The sequence below is a fragment of the Amycolatopsis sp. NPDC054798 genome (assembly GCF_053611505.1).
On the sequence record NZ_JBSHAM010000014.1, the window covers coordinates 70,608 to 90,053 of the forward strand.

Below are 19,446 nucleotides of genomic sequence, written 5' to 3' on the forward strand. Positions count from 1 at the left end.
AGGTTTCCGGGTTGTACGGGGGAGTCACGCGGGTTTCCGGTCGCGCTCGCGGGCGGCGAGCGGGCGCACCAGCATTTCCGTCCGCAGCTCGACGATCAGGCGGTGCAGCGCGGCCGGGTGCTCTCCGGCGAGCCAGTCGTCCGCCGCGGCGAGGTTGCCCGGGGTCAGTTCCCAGCCGGGGAAGAGGTGGACCACCGCGGGCAGCGCGCGTTCGCTGGACCGCCGCGCCCAGACCTCGCCGATCTCGGCGAAATAGCGGGCGCCGTACCCGGTCAGCAGTTCGCGCTGCGCGGGGTGGCGGAAGCCGCTGACGATGGCGTCGCTGACCGCGTTGGGCAGTTCGTCGTCGGTCAGCGCTCGCCGCCACGCCTCGGCTTTCGCTTCCGGGGTGGGGATCAGGGCGCGGGCCCGTTCCGCTTGCCGTCGGCCCGCGGCGGTGTCGTCCAGCTCGAGCGTCGCGCCGATTTCCTTTTCCCCGCAACGACCGTGGGCGACCAGTGCCTGCAGCAACCGCCAGCGCAGGTCGGTGTCCACCGTCAATCCGGCCAGCGGCGCGGTTCCGTCCAGCCAGCCGGACAACTGGTCGAGGAGTGCGTCCTCCAGCGGAGCGGCGGCCAGCGCGTTGACGAAGGTGAGCTGCCGGTCCGAGCCAGGTTCGGCGTCGGCGGCCAGTTTCCGGAGCACGCGGGCGAATTCCGGCCAGCCGTGCTGCCTTGCCCATTCGGGGTCGGCGAAGGAATCGAGCGCGGTGCGCGCCTGGGTGAGCAGGGTTTCCACCACGCTCAGCTCGGTCTCGGCGGCGATGCCCCCGGCGACCAGCTTGACGTAGTCCCTGGCGCGGAACTCGGCCGTGCGGGTCATTTCCCAGGCCGCCGACCAGCAGAGACTGCGGGGGAGCGGGTCGGTGATGTCGGCGATGCGGTCGATCAGCGTCGTCAGCGACCGCGGGTCAAGGCGCAGGCCGCAGTAGGTCAGGTCGTCGTCGTTGACCAGCACCAGCTCGCCTGCCGGGGTGCCGTCGAGTTCGGGGACGGGGGTCAGCTCGCCGGTGATGTCCAGCTCGATCCGGTTGGCGCGCACCAGTTTCCCGGCGTCGTCGGACCGGTAGACGCCGATGGCGACCCGGTGCGTCCGGCGTTCGCCCGCCCCGGGTTCGGCACCGCTCTGTTCGACGGCGAAGCTGGCGAACCGGCCTTCACTGTCGACTTCGTAGCGCGGCCGCAGGGTGTTCAGGCCGGTCGTTTCCAGCCATTCGGCACTCCACCACGACAGGTCGCGGCCAGAGGCTTCTTCCAGCGCTGCCAGCAGGTCGGCGAGCGTGGCGTTGCCCCAGGCGTGCTTGCCGAAGTACACCTTGAGCCCGGCGAGGAAGTTGTCCAGGCCGACGTAGGCGACGAGCTGCTTGAGGACGCTCGCGCCCTTGGCGTAGGTGATGCCGTCGAAGTTGACCTCGACCGCGTGCAGGTCGACGATGTCGGCCGCGATCGGGTGCGTCGACGGGAGCTGGTCCTGCTGGTATGCCCACGCTTTTTCGACGTTGGCGAAGCTGGTCCACGCGTTCCGGTACTCCGTCGCCTCGGTCAGGGCGAGCACGCTGGCGAAGGTCGCGAAGGACTCGTTCAGCCACAGGTCGTCCCACCAGCGCATGGTGACCAGGTCGCCGAACCACATGTGCGCCATCTCGTGCAGCAGCGTCTCGGCGCGCCGCTCGTAGGCGTAGTGCGTGACCCGAGACCGGAACACGAAGTCTTCGAGGAACGTGACCGCGCCGGCGTTTTCCATCGCGCCCGCGTTGAACTCCGGTACGAACAGCTGGTCGTACTTGGAGAACGGGTACGGCGTGCCGAATTTCTCGTGGTAGAAGGCGAAACCCTGTTTGGTCTCGGCGAACAGCCGGTCGGCGTCGAGGTGCTCGGCGAGCGACGCGCGGCAGTAGAGACCGAGCGGGATCTCGCCGTGCTCGTCGCGGTAGGTGTCGTGCCACGAGGCGAACGGACCCGCGACGAGCGCGACGAGATAAGTCGGGAGCCGGGCGCTCGGCGTAAACGCCGTGGTGACCGCGCCGTTCCCGGCATCGTGGGTTGCTGCGGGTTTGGTATTGCCGACGATCGACCACTCGGCGGGCGCGGTCACTTCGAGGGTGAAGCTCGCCTTCAGGTCGGGCTGGTCGAAGCAGGCGAACATGCGCTTCGCGTCGGCGGTCTCGAACTGGGTGTAGAGATACACGCTGTCGTCGACCGGGTCGACGAACCGGTGCAGGCCCTCGCCGGTGTTCATGTACCGGCACTCGGCGTGCACGACGAGTTCGTTGGTCTCGGCCAGTTCGGGCAGCGCGAGACCGTCTTCTTCGCGGTAGCCGGACACGTCGAGCGGAACGCCGTTGAGCGTGGCCGAGTGCACGCGGTCGGCGATCAGGTCGATCCAGGTCGGCTCGCGCCGGGCGCTGGCGAACCGGACCGTGGTGGTCGAGGAGAAAGTCGCGTCGCCGGTCAGGTCGAGCAAGATCCGGTACGACTCGACGGCCAGCAGCGCCGCGCGCTGTTGGGCCGCGACGCGGGACAGATTGGGACTGGCCACGAAAAACCCCTCGCTCGTGCGGTACCGGCAACCGTCAAACTAGCGAGGGAAATGCGTCCGGAAAATGCCGTCGATTGAACGCCAAATGAGACGCGGAAAACTGATAAAAAAGCGAATTGGCGGCGTTTGCTCAGCGGCGCGCGTGCTGTGCCAGCAACCGCGCGACGGCCCAGTCCTGGGCGGCCACGCCGACCGATTTGAACACCGTGCGCCCGGTCGCCTCTGGCGGCTTCGACAACGCGTCCCCGAGTTCGAGCACGCTTTCGCGCTCCAGCAGCCCGTTGTCCAGCGCGTGCCGGATTTCCCCGGCTCCGGCGGCCGCGTCGAACTGGTCGACCAGCACCGTCGAAGCGGTGGCCAGCAACTCGGCGGGGAGCTCCCGCATGGACGGCCGGAACGAGCCGATCGCGTTGACGTGGACGCGTTCCGGCAACGCGGACAGCTCGAACAAGGGGTCTTCGGCCGAGGTCGCGCAGCACACCACGTCGGCGTCGGCCACCGCCTCGGCGGCGCTCGCCGCTACTTGTACACGCAACCCGGGAAACTCGGCGGCCAGCACGTCCAGCAGCGGACTCACCCGCTGCGCGCTCCGGTTCCACACGCTCAGCTCGCTGATCTTGCGGACCGCCAGCACCGCGCGGACCTGGTCGGCCGCCTGCGCTCCGGCCCCGAGCAGGGCGAGCCCGGTCGCGTCCGGCGCGGCGAGCAGATCCGTCGCGACGCCCGCCGCGGCACCGGTGCGCAGGGCCGTGACCGCGCCCGCCTCAGCAGTGAGCTGGCCGCCGTCGTCCGTCCACACGAGAGTCGCGAGAATTGCCGGGTCGCGGTCGAGCACCACGCCCGCGGTCTTGACCACCGCCGCGCCGCTGGGAGCGTGGTGCGCGGTCATCACCAGCACCGCCTGCTCGTCGGTGCCGAAGACGAGCCGGGGCGGCTGGGAGAAATGCCCGGCCGCCAGGTCGGCGAACGCCTCGCGGACCGCGCCCACGGCCGCGGGCATCCCGACCGCGGCGCGGACGTCGTCGGCGCTGTAGTTCCCCAGTGCGGGCATCGGTTTTCCTCTTCCGGACGGCTTCAGGCGGCCCAGTCGCGCAGCACCGCTTCGTGGTGCGCGCCGGGCGGCGGGGGAGCGGCGGGAACGCCGGGGACGGTGCGGGAAAACTCCGGCGCCGGGGCGGGCTGCCGGATCCCGTCGCGGGTGAAGAACCGGCCGCGCGCTTGGTTGTGCGGGTGCTCGGCGACCTCGTCGAGCGAGAGCACCGGGCTCACGCAGGCGTCGGTGCCTTCGAAGACCTCGGCCCAGTGATCGCGCGGGTGCGCGGCGAACGCGCCGGCGAACCGCGCGCGCAGCACCGGCCAGCCTTCGCGGTCTTGCTGGCCGGGCAGGTCTTCGGTGTCCAGGCCGAGACCTTCGAGCAGCGCGCGGTAGAACTGCGGTTCGATGGCGCCGACGGCGACCCAGCGGCCGTCGCGGCAGGTGTAGGTGTCGTAGAAAGGCGCGCCGCCGTCGAGCAGGTTGGCCGCGCGTTCGTCCTGCCAGGAACCGTAGCCCCGCAGCATCCAGATCATCTGCATGAGCAGCCCGGCGCCGTCGATCATCGCCGCGTCGACCACCTGGCCGGCCCCGGAGCGCTCCCGCTCCCACAGCGCCGCGAGCACCCCGGCGACCAGGAACAGCGAACCGCCGCCGAAATCGCCGATCAGGTTGAGCGGGGGCGCGGGGCGGTCGCCGGTGCCGATCGCGTGCAGCGCGCCGGTCAGCGCGAGGTAGTTGATGTCGTGGCCGGCGCGGTCGGCGAGCGGCCCGGTGCGGCCCCAGCCGGTGATGCGGCCGTAGACCAGCCGGGGATTGCGGGCGAGGCAGTCGTCCGGGCCGACGCCGAGGCGTTCGGCCACGCCCGGCCGGAATCCTTCGAGCAGCACGTCCGCGCGGACGGCGAGACGGCGCACCAGATCGAGCCCCGCCGCCGATTTCAGGTCCGCGACCAGCGCCCGCCTGCCGCGCAGCAGATGGTCCGGCCGTCCGCCCGCGACGTCGAACCCGCCGCCGGGCCGGTCGACCCGCACCACGTCGGCCCCGAGATCGGCCAGCAGCATCGCGGCGTGCGGCGCGGGCCCGAGCCCGGCCAGTTCGAGCACCCGGAGGCCGGCCAGCGGGCCGGTCGGTGCGGTCACGGCGGTTTTCCCTTCGCCCCAGTCGATTGTCCTGTCCCCGTTCCTAGCCGAGCCCGCGCGTCGTGTCCAGGGTGGACCGGCGCGGCCCTTTCCCCGGGGGCCGGATCACTCGGACAGCCCAGCGATTCGCGGTGCGGCGGCGCCGCGCGCGGGACTTCCGTCTTGTTGCGGGGGCGAGAATTCCGTTGCTAATCTCGGATTGTCAGTATGCCTTGACATGGGTGGCCTGGGGGCCCGAGGGGACATGGCTGGGTTGGGGGCCCGGGGTCGGTCGCCGGACGAGCGCCGGTGTCGCTTCCGCCGGTTTCCGTGCACCGCGAGTTTTCCATTCATGTTCTGTGGCGCGACAATTCCTGTGGGGTGCTGATGGTGCGGGCGGATGGCAGCGGTGTGTCCGGGGCCTGCGCGGACTGGGTCCGGGCCGAACTCGGGCGCTGCCCGGTGGAGCTGGTGGCGGTCGCCGCGCTGTCGGTCGCGGGTTCGCCGCGGCGGGCGGGCGAAAACGAAGCGCACACGGAATCCCTGGCCGAAGCGGGCGGCGAGCTGCCGCCGATTCTGGTGCACGTCCCGTCGATGCGCGTGATCGACGGCGCGCACCGGGTGCGCGCGGCGCTGCTGCGCGGAACCACGCACCTTGAGGCACACTGCTACCAGGGCAGCGAAGCGGACGCGTTCGTGCTGTCGGTGTGCCTCAACACCGCGCACGGGCTGCCGCTGACGCGGGCCGACCGGCGGGCGGCGGCGCAGCGGATCCTCGCCTCGCACCCGCACTGGTCGAACCGCCGGATCGCGGCGGCGGCCGGACTGGCCGCGGGCACCGTGGCCGCGCTGCGCGAGCGTTCGACCGACGAGGATCGGCAGTCGAACGCCCGGGTGGGACGGGACGGCCGCCGCCGTCCGGTCAACGCGGCGGTGGGCCGCCGCCTGGCCGGGAAACTGCTGGCGGAGGAGCCGCAGGCCTCGCTGCGCTCGATCGCCCGGCGGGCCGGGATCTCGCCCGCGACCGTGCAGGACGTGCGACGGCGGCTGGCGGCCGGGGACGATCCGGTCCCCGCGCAGCGGCAGGCCCGCGAGCGGCGGCCCGCCGAGAGCCGCGCCTGGCAGGCGTCGGCGGCGGAACTGCGCCAGTCGCTGGAGCAGATGAAGCGGGACCCGGCACTGCGGTTCACCGAAACCGGCCGCGGCCTGCTGCGATGGCTCGACCGGCACGCCGCGGGCATGGGGGAGTGGGCGGGACACGCGCGGTCGGTGCCGAGCCACAGCGCGTCGCCGGTGGCGAACTTCGCGCGGATGTACGCCGCGGCGTGGTCGGACCTCGCGGCCTTGCTGGAGGACGACCGGCCGGCCGAACACTGGAACCCGCCCGCGGCGATTCGCTAGAAAGGGCGGACCCGCGAGGAAGGCGCTGACGATGAGCAATCCGTTCGATCAGGAAGACGGCGTGTTTCTGGTGCTGGTCAACGAAGAGGGGCAGCACTCGCTGTGGCCCGCCTCCGCCGGGATCCCCAGCGGCTGGACGAAGGTCCACGGCGAGGCGAGCCGCCGGGACTGCCTGGACTACGTCGAGGCGAACTGGACCGATCTGCGGCCGAAGTCCCTGATCGAGGCGATGAACCAGGCCCGGTGATCCCGGCGGGATCGCTGAGGCGCTGAGAAGTCCGGGGCGTGGTCTCCGCGTGAAGTGTCCGAAGAGGACTGTGCTGGCGGTCCGGGCGCCGCGCTCAAGCCTTGACCGCACGCAGGATGCGGGTAGCGCCTCCGCCCCCGCTGACCTCCGCCAACCGCAAGCCTCCCGCGGCGAAGAGGTCGCGGAACTCCCTCTCGGTCCGGACGGCGCCGCCGCAGGCGAGCGTGCACAGGTCGCTCATCGCGGCCACCGGATCGGGCGCGGCGTTCCCCTCCGGAAGGACCATGTCGAGCACGAACAACGTGCTGTCGGCGCGCATCGCCTGACCGCAGCCTCGCAGGATGCGGACGACGTCGTCGTCGCCCCAGTCGCAGAGCACGTTTTTGAGCACGTAGGCGTCGCGTCTGTCCGGAAGCGGATCGGCGAGGAAGTCCCCGGCGGTCAGCGCGCAACGGTCGGTGACCCCGGCCTCCAGCAGCACGTGGCGAGTGTTCGCAAGACCCGCTGGCTGGTCGAAGACGACGCCGCGGAGCCCGGGGTGTGCGGCCAGCAGCCCGGCCATGAGCATGCCGTTGCCGCCGCCCAAGTCGACGAGATCGCGGACGCCCGACAGGTCCAAGGCTTCGACCAGTTGCGGCACGTCCTGCCGTGCCACCGCCGCGCAGGATTCGTAGAACTCGGCCTGCGCCGCGGGGTTCTCGGCCAGCCACGCGTAACCCGACACGTGGTCCACCGCGGGCTGCCCAGTGCGCACGGTGTGTTCGATGCTCCCGCAGGCGCTCCAGGTGGGTTCGCCGGTCAAGTACACCGCCAGCTGCTTCACCGAGCCCGGTACGTCCGCGCGCAGCAGATGCCCGGCCGGGGTGAGTTCATAGGCGCCGTCTTCGTTCACCGCGAGCAGGCCCACGAAAGCAGCGCCGCGGAGCAACCGCCGAAGCGACGGTGCGTGGCAGTCGGTCAGCTTCGCCAGCTCTTCCGGCGAAGCGGGCCCGTCGGCGAGCCGGTCGGCGAGGTCAAGGGTCGCCATCGTGCGCACGATCTGCGCGGGGACGAAACCGAACACCAGATTCACCAGCCGAGCGGCGTCTTCCTGTGCCGTCGTCGCTGCCTCTCGGTCCGGCCGGTGCGCGGTCACCACGCCACCGGCAATTCGCGCAGGCCGCCGACGATCGGATTGTCGTTCGGTCGCAACTGCCGCACCGGCACCGCGAGGCGCAAGGCTGGGAACTTCGCGAAGAGCCTGCCGAACACCGCCCGCAGTTCGGCGCGCGCCAGGTTCCGGCCGACGCACAGGTGCCTGCCGTGCCCGAAAGCCAAGTGCGGATTGGGTTTCCGGGCGATGTCGAATTGTTCGGGCTGAGGGAACGTGCGCGGGTCGTGGTTCGCCCCGACGAAGTTGATCACGACGGCTTCGCCCGCTTTGATCGTCACTCCACCGATCTCGATGTCCGTTGCGGCGTAGTGCGCGAGAGTGTCCCCGCCGGTCATCCGGCGGCGGAGGATTTCCTCGACGGCGGAGGCGAGCAACGCGGGATCCCGGCGCAGCGCCGAGGATTGCCCGGGATTGGCCAGCAGGTGCAGGACACCCCACTGGATGACGTCGCCGGTGGTCGAGTTCCCGGCGAACAGCAGGCCGCTCGCTGTCGCGCTCGCCTCGGGCATCGTCAGCGCGCCGGACGTGCACGCGGCGGCGAGATCCGACAGCACGTCCTCGGCCGGTTCCGCCCGCTTGCGCTCCAGGAGTTCGCTCATCCCGGCGAAGAGTTTTTCCGCAGCGGCACCGGAGGCCCGCGAGTCCGCGGCGTCAGCGCTTTGCCGCGACCACTTCAGGAAGCGCTCGTGCTCGGCGCGCGGGACGCCGAGCAGTTCGAAGATGACCAGTGCGGGAAGCGGCCCGGCGAGCGACTCGATCAGATCCGCCGGGGCGCCGTGCTCCGCCATGGCCGTGAGGAGCCGGTCCACCAGTTCTTCGATCCACGGCGTCAGCGCGGCCATGCGCTTCGCCGAGAAGCACTTGGACAGCAGGGCGTGCATCGCGGCCTCGTTGTCCAATTCGGACTGATTGTCCTCGTAGTCCCAGCCGGAACCGTCGACCAGCGCGGAATGCGTGACCTTCGGGGCGTTCTCCGGATCGGGGTGGGACCGGGTCAGCCGCGAATCGGTGAAAAGCCGTTTCGCCTCGTCGAACCCGGTGACCATCCACGCCTCGTCGCCGACCATGGTCCGGAACCGGGACACCGGGCACCGGTCCCGCATCTCCCGCAGCGCCGGGGGAAGGGCGAGCAGGTCCGGCCGGGCGAAGGGGCTGGTCGGCAGGTCAGCGCGCTGGGTCATGGTGTCGTCCAAGGGAATTTCCCGTCCGGAGAAGCATCGGATGGTCACCGTTCCCGTTCGACGGCCGCCCGCGCGAAGCCGCACAACCGGCCGCGGCTCGCGGTGAACGGCAGCCTGCTCGCCATGGCGACGGCGTTCTCCGAGTACTTCCTGGCCAGCGCACCGGCGGCGGTCAGTGCGCCGGTACGGTCCATAATGGATACGAGCAGGTCCCGGCGGACAGCGGGATCGCCGTCGCCGGAGAGGAGTTCGGCGACCGCCGCGCGGTCGTCGGGCGCGGCTGCCTGGTAGGCCAGGATCACCGGCAGCGTCACCCTGCCGTTGCGGACGTCGCTGGTGCCGGGCTTGCCCATCACGTCGGCCTCCCGCGTGTAGGACATCAGATCGTCCTGGATCTGGAAGGCGCAGCCCAGGTTTTCCGCGTAGCTGCCCAGTGTCCGCACCATCCGCTCGTCCGCGCCGGCCAGCAGTGCGCCGCATTCGCACGCGCTCTTGAACAGCGTGGCGGTCTTCAGCCGCACCACGGTCAGGTAGGCGTCGAGGTCGAAGTCTCTCCGTTCGCACAGTTCCGCTTCGAGGCTCTGGCCGCGGCACAGGTCGATGCCGCACCGGGCGACGACCTCGAGCGCCGCCACGATCCGGTCGTCGCGGGCTCCGGTGCGGCGGCATTCGGCGAGCGCGATGAACAGGTCGAAGATCAACGCGTCCCCGGCGAGGATCGCGTTGTCCGCCCCGAATTTGTGCTGCACCGACGGCCTGCCCCGGCGCAGGTCGTCCTTGTCGATGATGTCGTCGTGCACCAGGCTCGCCACGTGCCCGCACTCCGCGCCGACCGCCGCGGGCAGCACGACCTCGGCGTCGCCGCCGACCGCCAGCGCCGATTCCAGCAGCAGGATCGGCCGGAACAGCTTGCCGGACGGCACGAGCGCCTCCGCGCACATCGTGCCGAGCAGGCTCGTCTCGGCCCGCCAGCGTTCGGCCAGCCGGTCGCAGATCTTCTCGACCAGCGCGGCGGGGACGCCGGAGCCGGGCAACCGGGCGAACGCTCGTGCGCCGCCTTCCGCGGTCTCCGCCGCTGCCTGAACAGTCATCGTCGTCCCTCCTGGGCGAGGGACTCGCGCCGCGCCAGCTGCGTTTCGAGCCTGCCCATGTAGTAGATGATTTCCTCGTGGTTGGTCGACGGCAGGAAGCGATCGGCGCCCACCTTGTAATAGACGGAGCTGACTGTGTCGGCGAGCAGGTGCTCCCACGGCTCTTCGCGCAGCAGCGCCAGCGTGAACGCGGGCACGTCGAAGCCTTTCCAGATGTCGCGCCGCACGTAGTAGCGCTCGCCGTCGATCACGGCCTCGGGCAGAGTTTCGCCGGCGCGGCGGGGCGAGGGGATGCGGCCCGGGAGCGTGTAGGCGGGCAGGGTGATCAGGTCGAACTCGAAGACGGTGTCCACAATGGACCGAGCGGTTTCCGGAACCAGCGGCAGCACGGATTCGCGCCACCAGCGGCGCAGCATGTCCTTCGCCTCTTCGCTGCCGTAGAGGAGGGCGACCACCGGGGCCAGCACGTCCGAGTCGGTGAACGAATTGACCATGCCGGAGCGGAACGGTTCGGTGCCCGGATGCGGATCGTTCTCGAAGAAGTCCATCAGCGACCGGATCAGCTGGGACTGGGTGATCCCGCCGAGGACGCGCATCGGGCCCCAGACGTAGCGGAAGACCGGGTTCTCGGCGATCAGCCGCGACACGAAGATGAAGCGGTGCATGTACTGGTTGTCGCGCGGCGACATGGTGTCGTGCGACAGCAGGTACTCGAAGTCGTCGGTGTTGCCGCGCACGGTGACGAGGCCGAAGCGTTCCCGTTCGGCGTGGTAGGTGGTGTTCGGCAGGATCAGCATCGGGTACACCGCGACCCGCGACACGTGGCCGGCCAGCCGGTCGTAGCCCTTCATGAAGGTCTCGACCGTTTCGCCGGGCGCGCCCCAGATCAGCTCGGCGTAGCAGTCGAGCCCCTCCTTGCCCAGCCATTCGGCGAGGCTTTCCCAGTCGTTGACCTTCATGTTGCGCCGGTTCATCAGGTCCAGCGTGTCCTCGTCCAGGGTCTGCAGCGCGAGGGTGAACGAGCTATGCAGCCCCGCGTCCTTCATCGCCTTCACGATTTTGTAGAACACGGCGGACTTGTTCTTCGCCCACGACGTCTCGATGCTCTTGGGATAGCCGTGTCTGGCACGGCTTTCGATGACGTCCTCGACGAATTCCAGGTCGATCGGCAGCATCCCGAAGTTCGCGTCGCACAGCACCAGCGTGTGCACCTCGTGCTGGGCGAAGATCTCGATCTCCTGGCGCAGCCGCTCGCGGGAGAACGCGCGGACCCGCTGGCCGACGGCACCGCCCCAGTAGCAGAACGAGCATTTGTAGGGACAGCCGCGATTGGTCTCCAGCAGCGCGACGTCGTAGCGGAACCGGCCGTCCTTGCCGGTCAGGGGAATCGCGCCGGTGAGGAACGGGGAGGGGATGTCGTCGAGGTTTTCGATGCGCGGCCGGTCCTTTGTGGTCGTCACCGCACCGGTTTCGTCGCGGAACGAGATGCCGTCGACGCCGTGCAGCGACCGCACCGGCGTCCGGTCGAGGCGGGCCAGCAGCAGGTCGCGAAAGGTGAACTCGCCCTCGCCGTTGACCACGACGTCCACGTACGGGTGCATGCCGAAGACCCGCTCGGCCTGCCCGGAGACGTGGTTGCCGCCGAAAACCGCCCAGCCGTCCGGGTTGAGGTGCTTGAACGTCTCGGCCAGCGCGGCGAACTCCCGGTAGTTCCAGCCGAGCACGGAGAACGCGAGCACGTCCGGCGCCCCGTCGGCGAACAGTTCGTTGGCCATCCCGAACAGCGTGGCCCCGCCGTCGAAGTTGCGGATCTCGATCTCCGCGGCGGCCGCGACGCGTTCGTCCCGCAGCGCGGTCGCCTTGAGATAGCCCGACGCCAGCGGCATCGATTCGAGCGACATCGCCCAGACTCCCTGCTGCACCAGCCAGACCCGAAGCGGCCGATCCGACATTGCTGATTCCCCTCGTGCTGGTCGACGGTTCTGAAGGCGGACGGCGGTTCGCCGCCTAGGATTGCCGGGGGCTCAGCTCCAGCAAGTGCAGATGCCAGGCCGCGTCCTGGCCCCCGTCCCCGCCGATCAGGTCCGCAGGGAAGGCATCGGCCAGCGCCTCGGGGATTTCGGCCATTTCGAGCTTGGCGAGCACGCCGAGGTCGTAGCCGGTTTCTTCGGCCAGGTCGCCGACCAGCGCCGGATTGCCCAGCGCCTCGCCGAACCACAGGTAGACCTTGCCCCGCGCGGTGAGCAGTGCGCGGCCTTCGGCGAGGAACCGGCGCAGCTTGGCGTAATCCGGGTCGAACATCGTCTCGTCCCAGACCGAGGAGTCCACGCGGTCCCCGGGCGCGTTCAGGAACGGCGGGTTCCAGTAGATCCCGTCGAACCGCTCGTCCGGCCCGATCGCCGAGTAGAGGTCGCTCTCCCTTGCGGAGACCCGGCCGGCGACCCCGTGCCGCTCCGCGTTCAGCTCGGTGTTGCGCACCGCCGCCGGGTTGATGTCCAGCCCGAGCACGCGCTCGACCCCCGCCCGGGCCGCGAGCACCGACATGATCCCGGTTCCGCAGCCCATCTCCAGAAACGAGGACATGCCGCCGAACGGAATCCGGCCGGCGAACAGTTCGCCGCCCGGCGAATAGGTCGGCGGCCACACCTCGTCGAGCAGATCCCATTCCAGACCGGCCGAGGAGAAGACCGCCGGCCGGTTCCGGTCCCCACGGTATTTGCCGATGATGTTCCGGCCGATGCGCAGTTCGAAATCCCGCGTTTCCATTCTGTCCCGTCTTCGCGTAGGAATTTCCGGCAGTCGCGGAGAAGAAAGCAACCGAAGTCAAACAGCTCCATTCGTGCCGCGCAATAAAATCGCGGCGAACGCCGTCCCGGTCAGCCGATCGGCGGCGCCCACCGGACAATGGCGTCCATCGAACGCCGGGAAACCGTTTCCGGAAGGAATCCGCCGAGCCACACGCCGCCGGTGCGGGCGGCCACCGCCGCGGGCGAGGACAGTTCGGCGAACCGGCCCATCCACCGCGACATCCGGCTCAGCCGGGCGGCGCGCGGCCGCCTGCTCGCGTCGTAGCGGACGAGGCCCGCCCGCAGTTCGTTCCACGACCGGCCCGGGCCGGCGGCGTGCGCGAGTTCCACCGCGTCCTCCAGCGCGAGGTTCGCCGAGCCCGCGTTGGGCGTCATCGGGTGCGCCGCGTCGCCGGTCAGGACCAGGCGGCCGGAGAAAAACCGGTCGACCGGACGCGCCAGTTCCTCGATCCGGTCGAAGAACAGCACCTCCCGTGCCGAGCGTTCCAGCAGCCGGGGGATCGGCTCGTGCCAGTGCCCGAAGAGCGGGACCGGACCGTCCTCGGGGTTCGCCGGGTGGCGTCCGGTTGTCTTGGCGAGCGCGGAAAAGTGCACGAGCCCGCCGGGCAGCGGCAGGATCGACAACCGCAGTCCTGCTCCCCAGGTCTCCGCCGCCGCCAGTTCGAGTCCTTCGGCGGGCACCACGCAGCGCCAGCTCACCGCGCCGGTGCACCGCAGCCCGGGGTGTCCCGGATGCAGCGCGCGGCGGGCCGCCGAGCGGATGCCGTCGGCGGCTACTACGAGATCCGATTCCAGCTCGGCCCCGTTCACCCGGATCGTGGCGGGCGTATCCGCGTCGCCCGCGCTGCGCGGTTCAGCGCGCGCTCCGAACTGGACGGTGCCGGGCGGCAGCGCGTCCGCGAGTGCCGTGACCAGATCGGACCGGGGAAGGGCGCGAATCGGCTCGCCGTACCGCTCTTCGACGAAACGCAGGCAGCTGCGCGCGATCCACCGGCCGCTGGGCGCCCGCACCCCGCCCTCCTGCTGGACGACGGACCGGGCCCGCACCGCGTCGCCGACGCCGATCGCGTCGAGGGCCAGCATCCCGTTGGGGGTGATGCCGATCCCGCCGCCCGCGGCGCGCAGTTCCGGGCCGCGTTCGAAGACACGCACGGTCCACCCGCGGCCGGCCAGTGCCGCGGCGGCGGACAGCCCCGCGATTCCGGCGCCGATCACATTCGCCGAGGAAGCCATTCGGCACTCTCCATTCGCCGTCGATCCGGATGCCGCCGAACAGCAGTTGTTCTTGTTACCTTCCGGATCATGCACAGCGCCTATTCCCTGAAGGCCCGGATGCTCGCCCATGTCGAGGCGTGCCGCCCGGACACTGTTTTCTACGCCGGTGCCATCGGGGTGAGCGGCGCGATTCTCACCCGGCCGGACGCGGGATTCACGCTGCTGTTTCCGGCCTGGTTCGTCCCGACGCTCGCCTGGCTCGCTTCGCTGTACGGCGGCGACTATTTCGATCGAGAGCTCGACGGTCTCACGAAACCGCATCGGCCGATACCGTCCGGCCGGATCCGCGCGCTCACCGCGCGCAACGCGATGGTGTCCCTCATCGGCGCGGCAGGTCTATTGGCGGTGGTGGTCAATCCGTTGACCGTGCTGCTCGCGATACCGGCGACGGTGTTCGGCATCGCGTACGCGCGGTGCCTGAAAGGGAAGGGGCTGTGGGGCAACGCCAGCCGCGGCCTGCCCAGCGCGCTCACGGTGCTCTACGGCTCGATGACTGTGCAGCCGCTGCCCGCGCCGCAGCTGGTCGTCCTGTCGCTGATGTTCTGGGTGCACGACTCCGGGTCGAATCTCCTCGGCGCGCTGTGCGACCGCGACGGGGACCGCCGGGGCGGTTGCCTGACCTATCCGGTCCAGCGCGGCGACGAGGCGACTCTCCGCGGCCTGACCGGGTTCTACGCCGGCTGGGTCGCCTTGGCGCTGGCCGGACTGGCGGTGCTCGGCGACCGGGTCGATCCGGTGGCCTACTGCGTGCCGCTTTCCGTCGCGATCGCGCTGGGCTGGGTGTCGCTGCGCAGCGTGCTCCGCGCGCCTCGGCCGATCGCCCGCGCGGTGAGCGTGCGGGCCCACGAAATCGTGGTGGTCGAGCGGATCATTCTCGGCACCTTCCTGATCGCAGCGGCGGGTCGCGCCGGGCTGGCGCTGGCGATCGGGGTGCCGTCGCTGCTGCTGACCGTCCTGGCCCGGCGGCTGATGCGGACGCGGTACGAACCCGGCGGGTGAACGGCCCCGCCGGGTCCCGCACCCGCGGAATTCAGACCTTCAGCGCGTTCCTCGGATCCCCGCCCTTGTACAGGCCGAGCACCAGCTCGTGCGAGTAGCCCAGCAGTTCCTGCAGTTCGGACGGCAGCTCCGCGACCTTCTCCGGCGGGACGCTCAGCAGGCTGTTCTCCACCGGGCGCAGCCAGCCCACCTGGAATCCGAACGAGAGGATCTGCCGCTCGTCCGCTTCGGTCGTGTTCGCGCCGCCCGCGTGGAACAGGTCCTGGCGGAACAGCAGCGCGTCGCCCTTCGCCATCTCGACCTGAGCCGCTTCGCTCCAGTCCGGCGGCGGGTCGAGCGGAGAACCGGTGTGCGCGCCCGGCACCACCCAGGTCGCCCCGTTCTCGGCGGTGAAGTCGCTCATCGCGCACATCACCGAGAGCGCGATCGGATTCTCCCCGTACGGGGCGTGCCGCCACGAGAACGTGTCGCGGTGCAGCTCCTGGCGCGGTGCGCCGGGCTTGCGGCACATGTATTCGGCGATGATCAGCAGGATCGTGTCCGACAACGGCTTCAGCAGCCGGCGGGCGGCGCTGACGATGTCCCGGTGCAGCACCATGTCCGCCGCGCTGGGGACGGTGCCGATCAGCTGGTGCAGCGTGACCGAGGTGTCGCCCTGGAACTGGGCGAGCAGCGAGTTGGCCGCGTACTCCGCCTCGTCCGGGTTCTCGGCGAGGTACTTCTGCACCTGGGTGACGTAGGTGTCGCACTCCTCGCCGGAATACGCGCCCGACAGGACGACCGCGCCCTCCTCCCGGAACGCCGCGTCCATCGCCGCGGTGTCGTAGGGCCGGGCCAGCCGCGGGACGATGCTGTCCATGTGGTGAACCACCTTCCGATTCGGTTTTGCCGTGGTGACGCGAGAGGCCCAGCCCCGGACGAGGAGTTCACCAGGTGACGGGAAGCCGCTCGATGCTGACGTCCATGCCCTCGGCCCGCCAGCGCACCTCGTGCGGCGGACCGGCGAGCCGGATGCCGGGGATCCGGGAGAGCAGGGTGCCCAGCCCGACGGTCAGTTCCATCCGGGCGAGCGCGGAGCCGAGACAGTGGTGGATGCCGTGTCCGAACGCGAGGTGGGGGCTGCGTCCGGCGTGGGGGACGATCGCCTCGGCGTCGGCGAATTCCGCCGGGTCGCGGTTGGCTCCCACCCGCGACGCGATGACCGTCTCGCCCGCGGCGATCCGCACCCCGCAAATGTCCACATCGGACTGCGCGATCCGCTGGATGCCGACCTCCTCGTCCTGCAGCCGCAGCAGTTCCTCGACCACCTCGCCGATCGGTGCCTCGCCGGTCCGGACCGCGCGCAGCACCGGCGGGTTTCCCAGCAGCCGGAGCAGGCCGTGCGCGATCGCCGACGCGGTCGTGACGTAACCGGCCATCAGCAGGCCCATCGCCATCGAGGAGATCTCCAGCCTGCTGAGCCCGTCCGGTCCGGCGGACTCCCGGGCCAGGTCGCTGAGCAGATCCCCGCCGTCCGGTTTCGCCGCGACCAGGTCGACCACGAACCGCTGCAGGTCCGCGAAAGCCGTCCCGAGGTCTTCGGCCGACCCGCCGGCCGAGCGGAGCACGACGTCCGCCCAGCCGCGGAACCGCGTGCGGTCCGCCGCCGGAATGCCCAGCAGTTCGCTGACGATCGCGATCGGCAGCGGATAGGCGAACGCCTCCTGCACGTCGACTACGCCGCCCTCGGCCAGCATCGCGGTCACCAGGCCGTCGGCGACCTCCTGTGCGCGCTCGCGCGTTTCGGAGATCCGGCGGGCCGTGAACGCCCGGCTCACGCTGCGCCGCAACCGGGTGTGCTCGGGCGGGTCCTTGAGGAACATGAACCCGGCCGCGAGATTGTTCTCGTCCGCGGCGGGCATCGTTCCCGGGTACTGCGTGCCGAACGCCGGGTGGTTCAGCACCGCGCGCACCTCCGCGTACCGCGTGACCAGCCACGCCTCGGTTCCCGCCACGGTGCGGACTTTCCGGATCGGTGCGGACTCGCGCAGCCGCGCCAGCTCCGGCGAAGGGTCGATGATCGAGTCGCGCCCGAACGGATAGTCCGGCAGCGGTCCGGCCAGGCGGTCCTTTGTCGCCTCCGTCGTTTCGGTCATGCCGGGAACGCTTCCTCGACGGCGTCGGCGAACTCGCCCGCGCCTTGTCCGCCGCGCAGCCGTTGCCGGAACCGGGCCAGCCGCCCGGCCATGGCGGCGTCGTCGGTGACCCGCTTGAGCAGGTCCGCCAGCTGGTCCGAGGTGAACGGCTCGGTCAGCCGGACGCCGAGGCCGAGCGCTTCGACGCGGTCCGCGACGGCGCGCTGTTCCCCGATCTGCGGCGCGATCAGCACCGGAACGCCTTGCGCCAGTGCCTCCAGCGTGCTCGTCAGCCCGCCGTGGGTGATCGCGGCCGACGCGTGCCGCAGCGCGTCGATCATCGGGAGTTTCGCCCGCAGCAGCACGCGTTCCGAGACCGGGCCGACGTCGGCGGGGGAGACCTTGGCGCCCAGCGCGGCGGCGGTGTGCCAGCCCAGCCGGTCGGCTCCTTCGACGCAGGCGCGGAAGAAATCGAGGTTTCCGGTGAAGACCGTGCCGAGCGAAACCACCGCGAGCGGCTCGGCTTGGCGCAACCAGGCCAGTTCCGGCGACTGCTCGGCGGGCCGCACGCACGGCGTGATGAAGGTGAACCGCGAGCCGAACGTTTCCCCGCGCGGCTGGAGTTCGCGAGGAAACAACGCGATGTTGCGCTCGGCCTCGTTGTCGAAGAACTCCTCCGGCGACACCTCGGACGACAGGCCGATCTCCCGCAGAAACCCCGCCGCAGCACCGAAGAACGCGGACATCGACTCGCCGGTGTCCGTTCGCGACTGGTAGTCCTGGTGCAGCGAAAACTCGGAGTTCGACGCGAAAACCGGCCACGTGCGGACCACCGGGACGCCGCGCGCCCGGCCGAGCAGCCACCCCGACGTCGCCAGCACGTCCGACACGAGCACGTCCGGTCGGTGTTCGTCAACGGCCCGGCCGAGCGCCGCGTAGGAGGCCCGCGTCTCCTCCAGCAGCAACGGCAGCACCTTGCCCATGTCGGCCAGGTCCGCTTGCGCGGAGTCCATCGGCGACTCGTAAGGCACCACCTCGACGACCTTGCCGACCTCGGCCGCGAAGCTCCCGGACGCGAGACAGCGCACGCGATGCCCGCGCCGGGCAAGCTCGGCGAGACCGGCGAGCACCGGGTAGACATGGCCCCACGCCGGGACGGACGCGAACAGCACCTGCCGTCCCATCAGGCACCCCCGCCCGCCGGGCGCGCCCGCACCAGCATCCGTTCCGGGAAGCGGTCGCCGAGCATGTTCTGCTTCCATGGCACCGCTTTCCACGCTTCCAGCATCCGGAACTCCAGTCCGCACCCGACCAGCGCGTCGACGGCGACCTGGAGTTCGAGCCGGGCGAGGTTGGCGCCGAGGCAGCGGTGGACGCCGAACCCGAACGCGAGGTGCTTGGCCAGCCCGGGCCGCCGCGGGTCGAACACGTCCGGATCGGCGAACAGCTCCTCGTCCCGGTTGGCCGCCACGAGCGGGGCCACCACCTGGTCTCCCTTGCCGACGGCGACCTCGCCGATCCGGACGTCCCGCACGGCGAACCGCGGCATCGACTCGCCGTTTTCGCCGGATTGGACGCGCAGCACCTCCTCGACGAACTTCGCGCGCAGGTCCGGCCCGTCCGGCGCGGTGCGCAACCGGGCCAGCCACCCGAACTCCAGCAGGTAGCGCACCGCCACGGAGATCGCGTTGGCCGTGCTGACGTACCCGGCGACCGGCAGGCCGAGCACCATCGTGGCGAGTTCGACGTCGTCGACCGCGCCCTGCTCCCGCTGGGCCCGGATGAGGTGCGCGAGCAGGTCGGAGCCGTCGGTCCCGCGCGTGCGGCGGCGGTGCGCGATCAGCTCGCGCACGTAGTCGTTGAGCTGCTTCCAGCCCGCGATCGCCACCGCGCCCTGTGCCTCCGACAACGGCACGAGCAGCTGGTCGGACAGCCGCTGGAACATCGCCCGGTCCGGCTCCGGCACGCCGACCACCTCGCAGATGACGTTCATCGTGAGCGGTTTCGCGAAATCCGCCATCACGTCGACCGGTCCGGCAGCGGCCCCCGCCTCGGCGAGCAACTGGCCGGCCTTGGCGCGGACGGAACGCCGGCAGCTCTCGACGCGGCTCGCCGCGAACGGGCCGGCCACCAGGCCGCGCAGGCGGGTGTGCTCCGGCGGGTCCTGGAAAATCGACTCGTTCGCCTCGGCGGTGCCGGTTCCGCTTTCGGGGTCGATCGGCGACACGCTGAAAGCCGGGCCGCTCAATACCTTGCGGATGTCCTGGTAGCGGCTGACGAGCCAGACGCGCGAGCCGTCCGGCCCGGCCACCGGTGACACCGGACAGGTCGCGCGCAGCTTGCGCCAGTCGAAGCCGTCGAGGTCGGCGGGCCGGAACCGTTCGACCGGCGGCGGCCGCCGGGACGTGGCGGGCGGTGCCTGCGTTCCTCCGGAGAGGTCGGACATC

At 70.7% G+C, this 19,446-nt stretch carries 16 protein-coding genes; 3 read left to right on the forward strand and 13 right to left on the reverse strand.

Annotation, left to right across the window (positions count from 1 at the left end):
• Window positions 1-24: 24 nt before the first annotated feature.
• The 3 genes from pepN to ACWGIC_RS12040 all read right to left on the reverse strand — a co-directional run bounded on the left by pepN (window position 25) and on the right by ACWGIC_RS12040 (window position 4,752).
• Window positions 25-2,577, reverse strand: coding sequence for an aminopeptidase N (pepN, locus tag ACWGIC_RS12030; protein WP_452075908.1), 2,553 nt, complete (start codon window positions 2,575-2,577; stop codon window positions 25-27).
• 130 nt (window positions 2,578-2,707) lie between these two features.
• The gene (locus ACWGIC_RS12035; RefSeq protein WP_452075909.1) at window positions 2,708-3,628 is read right to left on the reverse strand and encodes an ornithine cyclodeaminase family protein; all 921 of its coding nucleotides are present in this window, start codon (window positions 3,626-3,628) and stop codon (window positions 2,708-2,710) included.
• A 23-nt stretch (window positions 3,629-3,651) separates the two neighbouring features.
• Window positions 3,652-4,752 (reverse strand): CaiB/BaiF CoA transferase family protein, encoded by a 1,101-nt coding sequence (locus tag ACWGIC_RS12040; protein ID WP_452075910.1) that lies wholly within the window; start codon window positions 4,750-4,752, stop codon window positions 3,652-3,654.
• 288 nt (window positions 4,753-5,040) lie between these two features.
• On the opposite strand from ACWGIC_RS12040, the gene ACWGIC_RS12045 reads away from it, so the two are divergent.
• Both ACWGIC_RS12045 and ACWGIC_RS12050 read left to right on the forward strand, forming a co-directional pair.
• Window positions 5,041-6,132, forward strand: a complete 1,092-nt coding sequence (locus tag ACWGIC_RS12045; RefSeq protein WP_452075911.1) for a ParB/RepB/Spo0J family partition protein — start codon at window positions 5,041-5,043, stop codon at window positions 6,130-6,132.
• Between the two features lie 31 nt (window positions 6,133-6,163).
• Window positions 6,164-6,379 carry an MbtH family protein gene (locus ACWGIC_RS12050; RefSeq protein ID WP_452075912.1) on the forward strand — a complete coding sequence of 72 codons (216 nt, stop codon included), beginning with the start codon at window positions 6,164-6,166 and terminating at the stop codon, window positions 6,377-6,379.
• A gap of 94 nt (window positions 6,380-6,473) precedes the next feature.
• Here ACWGIC_RS12050 and ACWGIC_RS12055 read toward each other — a convergent pair whose 3' ends face one another.
• The 6 genes from ACWGIC_RS12055 to ACWGIC_RS12080 all read right to left on the reverse strand — a co-directional run bounded on the left by ACWGIC_RS12055 (window position 6,474) and on the right by ACWGIC_RS12080 (window position 13,844).
• Complete coding sequence (locus ACWGIC_RS12055; RefSeq protein WP_452075913.1) at window positions 6,474-7,514, reverse strand: methyltransferase; 1,041 nt, start codon at window positions 7,512-7,514, stop codon at window positions 6,474-6,476.
• Complete coding sequence (locus ACWGIC_RS12060; protein ID WP_452075914.1) at window positions 7,511-8,713, reverse strand: cytochrome P450; 1,203 nt, start codon at window positions 8,711-8,713, stop codon at window positions 7,511-7,513. The genes ACWGIC_RS12055 and ACWGIC_RS12060 overlap by 4 nt, the downstream gene beginning before the upstream one ends.
• A gap of 44 nt (window positions 8,714-8,757) precedes the next feature.
• The gene (locus ACWGIC_RS12065) at window positions 8,758-9,804 is read right to left on the reverse strand and encodes a polyprenyl synthetase family protein (protein ID WP_452075915.1); all 1,047 of its coding nucleotides are present in this window, start codon (window positions 9,802-9,804) and stop codon (window positions 8,758-8,760) included.
• Window positions 9,801-11,756: a KedN5 family methylcobalamin-dependent radical SAM C-methyltransferase gene (locus ACWGIC_RS12070; protein WP_452075916.1), complete on the reverse strand. Its 1,956-nt coding sequence runs from the start codon at window positions 11,754-11,756 to the stop codon at window positions 9,801-9,803. The genes ACWGIC_RS12065 and ACWGIC_RS12070 overlap by 4 nt, the downstream gene beginning before the upstream one ends.
• Window positions 11,757-11,811: 55 nt before the next feature.
• On the reverse strand, window positions 11,812-12,570 hold the full coding sequence (locus ACWGIC_RS12075; protein ID WP_452075917.1) for a methyltransferase: 759 nt from the start codon (window positions 12,568-12,570) through the stop codon (window positions 11,812-11,814).
• A gap of 110 nt (window positions 12,571-12,680) precedes the next feature.
• Window positions 12,681-13,844, reverse strand: a complete 1,164-nt coding sequence (locus ACWGIC_RS12080; RefSeq protein WP_452075918.1) for an FAD-dependent monooxygenase — start codon at window positions 13,842-13,844, stop codon at window positions 12,681-12,683.
• Window positions 13,845-13,913: 69 nt separating this feature from the next.
• Here ACWGIC_RS12080 and ACWGIC_RS12085 point away from each other — a divergent pair, with 69 nt between their 5' ends.
• Window positions 13,914-14,885, forward strand: a complete 972-nt coding sequence (locus ACWGIC_RS12085; protein ID WP_452075919.1) for a UbiA family prenyltransferase — start codon at window positions 13,914-13,916, stop codon at window positions 14,883-14,885.
• A 31-nt stretch (window positions 14,886-14,916) separates the two neighbouring features.
• Here the strand turns inward: ACWGIC_RS12085 and ACWGIC_RS12090 are convergent, their stop codons facing one another.
• The 4 genes from ACWGIC_RS12090 to ACWGIC_RS12105 all read right to left on the reverse strand — a co-directional run bounded on the left by ACWGIC_RS12090 (window position 14,917) and on the right by ACWGIC_RS12105 (window position 19,445).
• A complete protein-coding gene (locus tag ACWGIC_RS12090; RefSeq protein WP_452075920.1) occupies window positions 14,917-15,744 on the reverse strand; it encodes a phytanoyl-CoA dioxygenase family protein in 828 nt (275 codons plus the stop codon).
• 67 nt (window positions 15,745-15,811) lie between these two features.
• Window positions 15,812-17,020 (reverse strand): cytochrome P450, encoded by a 1,209-nt coding sequence (locus tag ACWGIC_RS12095; protein WP_452075921.1) that lies wholly within the window; start codon window positions 17,018-17,020, stop codon window positions 15,812-15,814.
• On the reverse strand, window positions 17,017-18,183 hold the full coding sequence (locus tag ACWGIC_RS12100; RefSeq protein WP_452075922.1) for a nucleotide disphospho-sugar-binding domain-containing protein: 1,167 nt from the start codon (window positions 18,181-18,183) through the stop codon (window positions 17,017-17,019). The genes ACWGIC_RS12095 and ACWGIC_RS12100 overlap by 4 nt, the downstream gene beginning before the upstream one ends.
• Window positions 18,183-19,445: a cytochrome P450 gene (locus tag ACWGIC_RS12105; RefSeq protein ID WP_452075923.1), complete on the reverse strand. Its 1,263-nt coding sequence runs from the start codon at window positions 19,443-19,445 to the stop codon at window positions 18,183-18,185. The genes ACWGIC_RS12100 and ACWGIC_RS12105 overlap by 1 nt, the downstream gene beginning before the upstream one ends.
• Between the last annotated feature and the right edge of the window lies 1 nt (window position 19,446).

What these genes read in the sequence shown, in the direction of transcription:
- ACWGIC_RS12100 (WP_452075922.1), bottom strand. Translation starts at nt 18,183, where the DNA reads ATGGGACGGCAGGTGCTGTTCGCGTCCGTCCCGGCGTGGGGCCATGTC.
- ACWGIC_RS12080 (WP_452075918.1), bottom strand. Translation starts at nt 13,844, where the DNA reads ATGGCTTCCTCGGCGAATGTGATCGGCGCCGGAATCGCGGGGCTGTCC.
- ACWGIC_RS12050 (WP_452075912.1), top strand. Translation starts at nt 6,164, where the DNA reads ATGAGCAATCCGTTCGATCAGGAAGACGGCGTGTTTCTGGTGCTGGTC.
- ACWGIC_RS12090 (WP_452075920.1), bottom strand. Translation starts at nt 15,744, where the DNA reads ATGGACAGCATCGTCCCGCGGCTGGCCCGGCCCTACGACACCGCGGCG.
- ACWGIC_RS12075 (WP_452075917.1), bottom strand. Translation starts at nt 12,570, where the DNA reads ATGGAAACGCGGGATTTCGAACTGCGCATCGGCCGGAACATCATCGGC.
- ACWGIC_RS12095 (WP_452075921.1), bottom strand. Translation starts at nt 17,020, where the DNA reads ATGACCGAAACGACGGAGGCGACAAAGGACCGCCTGGCCGGACCGCTG.
- ACWGIC_RS12065 (WP_452075915.1), bottom strand. Translation starts at nt 9,804, where the DNA reads ATGACTGTTCAGGCAGCGGCGGAGACCGCGGAAGGCGGCGCACGAGCG.
- ACWGIC_RS12085 (WP_452075919.1), top strand. Translation starts at nt 13,914, where the DNA reads ATGCACAGCGCCTATTCCCTGAAGGCCCGGATGCTCGCCCATGTCGAG.
- ACWGIC_RS12035 (WP_452075909.1), bottom strand. Translation starts at nt 3,628, where the DNA reads ATGCCCGCACTGGGGAACTACAGCGCCGACGACGTCCGCGCCGCGGTC.
- ACWGIC_RS12105 (WP_452075923.1), bottom strand. Translation starts at nt 19,445, where the DNA reads ATGTCCGACCTCTCCGGAGGAACGCAGGCACCGCCCGCCACGTCCCGG.
- ACWGIC_RS12070 (WP_452075916.1), bottom strand. Translation starts at nt 11,756, where the DNA reads ATGTCGGATCGGCCGCTTCGGGTCTGGCTGGTGCAGCAGGGAGTCTGG.
- ACWGIC_RS12060 (WP_452075914.1), bottom strand. Translation starts at nt 8,713, where the DNA reads ATGACCCAGCGCGCTGACCTGCCGACCAGCCCCTTCGCCCGGCCGGAC.